We start from the raw sequence: 2,370 nt of genomic DNA, 5'->3' as shown, positions 1-2,370 counted from the left end.
TTTCAGCAGCGTCCAGGCGTTGAAGGGTGACAGGCTTGGGCCAGTATGGCGGAAATAGTCGTGCAGGTTCTCGTCGATCCACTTCTTGTCCGACAGGATGACGCCGCCGAGACAGCGCCCCTGGCCGTCTATGTGCTTGGTCGCCGAATAGACGACGATATGGGCGCCGAGCTGCAAGGGCTTCTGCTGCAGGGGCGTGGCGAAGACATTGTCGACGATCAGCCTTGCGCCGATCGAATTGGCAAGCGAAGCGACAGCGGCGATATCGACCACTTCCAGCGTCGGATTGGTCGGGCTTTCCAGGAAGAACAGCTTGGTGTTCGGCTTGACCGCCTTTTCCCAGTTGGCGATGTCGGTGCCGTCGACCAGCGTCGCCTCGATGCCGTATCTCGGCGCCAGCGTCTCGACCACCCAGCGGCAGGAGCCGAACAGCGCACGTGCCGCCACGATATGGTCGCCGGCCTTGGCGCTGCACAGAAGGGCGGCCGTCACCGCCGCCATGCCCGACGCGGTGGCGCGCGCGTCTTCGGCGCCTTCCAGGGCGCACATGCGTTTTTCGAACATGTCGACGGTCGGATTGGCGTAGCGCGAATAGATGAAGCCCGGTTCCTCACCCTTGAAACGGGCTTCGGCGGCCTGCGCCGTTTCGTAGACATAGCCCTGGGTGAGGTAGATCGCTTCCGACGTTTCGCCGAAACCGGAACGCAGCGTTCCGCTGTGCACGAGTGCCGTCTGAGGCTTCCAGTTGTGCTTCTTGGTGCTCATCGCTTTTCTTCCAGACACAAAAAAACCGGCCGCGAAAGTCGCAACCGGTCCATACGGCCTTGCGGCCCGACGGTCCTTTAGCGACTTGTTTAACGTGGCTGCAAGCCGACCGGCCAAATCACCACGGGATAACGACCCTTTAGACCCGCGCCACGCTTGCGTCAATTGCCGGCTTCATTAAGAGGTTTGTACCAAGCAGGTTCCGCAAAAGTGTTCCACGGTTTTGCGACCAGAACCTGCGACAAGAAAAACGTCTGACCTAGGAGCGGAGCCTTGCGGCAGACAGGCATTCTTCCCGATCAGGACATATCGGCGCTGTTCCAGTCCGGCGCGCTGAAGTCGGCGCGTGCGCTCGACGCCGACCAGATCCAGCCGGCCAGTCTCGACCTCAGGCTCGGCGACAAGGCCTGGCGGGTGCGGGCCTCCTTCCTGCCCGGCCCCAACCACAAGGTCTCGGAAAAGCTCGACCGGCTGCAGCTGCACGAGATCAGTCTTGCCGAGGGCGCGGTGCTGGAGACCGGCTGCGTCTATATCGTGCCCTTGCTTGAAAGCCTGGCATTGCCGGCTGATATTTCGGCCTCGGCCAATCCGAAGAGCTCGACCGGGCGGCTCGACATCTTCACCCGGGTCATGACCGATCGCGGCCACGAGTTCGACAAGATCGCTGCCGGCTATCACGGCCCGCTGTTTCTGGAAGTCAGCCCCCGCACCTTCCCGATCGTCGTGCGCACCGGCTCACGCCTGTCGCAAATCCGCTTCCGCACCGGCAATGCGCTGCTCTCGGAAGCCGAGCTGCACGAGTTGCATCGCGCGCAGACGCTGGTCGCCACCGAGCCGCCGAACATTTCCGGCGGCGGCATCGCGCTGTCGATCGACCTCAACGGCGATCAGAACGGGCTGGTCGGCTATCGCGGCAAGCATCACACCGGCCTCGTCGATGTCGACAAGCGCGCGGCGCAGGAAGTCGTCGACTTCTGGGAGCCGATCCACAAGAGCGGCGCCGGCGAACTGGTGCTCGACCCCGACGAGTTCTACATCCTCGTCAGCCAGGAGGCGGTGCACGTACCGCCGCTCTACGCCGCCGAGATGACGCCCTTCGATCCGCTGGTCGGAGAGTTCCGCGTCCACTATGCCGGCTTCTTCGATCCGGGCTTTGGCCATTCCGCGTCCGGCGGCACCGGCAGCCGGGCGGTGCTGGAAGTGCGCAGCCACGAAGTGCCGTTCATTCTCGACCATGGCCAGATCGTCGGCCGGCTGGTCTACGAACACATGCTGAAGCGGCCGCAGGCCCTCTACGGCACCGATCTCGGCTCCAACTACCAGGCGCAGGGCCTGAAGCTGTCCAAGCATTTCCGCGCCGCGCGCTGACCTCATTGCCCCAAGGCAAAATACTTGCCTGTACCGGCGCGCCATGCTTGGCTGCCTTGCCGCCCGTCAAGATGCCGGCGTTCAAGGGGAACCAAGAAAATGCAGATTTCAAAATGGATCGTATCGGCAGCGGGCGCTGCCATGCTGGTGATGGCTGCCGGCTCTTTGTCGGCGCAGGCAGCTGAAAAAATCAAGATCGGCACGGAGGGCGCCTATCCGCCGTTCAACACCATTACC

At 63.0% G+C, this 2,370-nt stretch carries 2 protein-coding genes and 1 riboswitch; of the genes, one reads left to right on the top strand and one right to left on the bottom strand.

The features are described from left to right. Positions 1 to 765: aminotransferase class I/II-fold pyridoxal phosphate-dependent enzyme (locus EN906_RS31185; RefSeq protein WP_127375645.1), on the bottom strand; the 765-nt coding region annotated here is incomplete at its 3' end. 57 nt (positions 766 to 822) lie between these two features. Further along, a riboswitch (SAM riboswitch) is annotated at positions 823 to 900 on the bottom strand. A 138-nt stretch (positions 901 to 1,038) separates the two neighbouring features. Here EN906_RS31185 and EN906_RS31180 point away from each other — a divergent pair. Continuing rightward, positions 1,039 to 2,133 carry a 2'-deoxycytidine 5'-triphosphate deaminase gene (locus EN906_RS31180; protein WP_127272666.1) on the top strand — a complete coding sequence of 365 codons (1,095 nt, stop codon included), beginning with the start codon at positions 1,039 to 1,041 and terminating at the stop codon, positions 2,131 to 2,133. Positions 2,134 to 2,370 lie beyond the last annotated feature (237 nt).

This window comes from Mesorhizobium sp. M7A.F.Ca.CA.004.06.1.1 (genome assembly GCF_003999135.1).
Lineage (GTDB): Bacteria > Pseudomonadota > Alphaproteobacteria > Rhizobiales > Rhizobiaceae > Mesorhizobium.
Note: the sequence above shows the minus strand (reverse complement) of the source record. Positions and strands in the feature narration are given on the sequence as shown.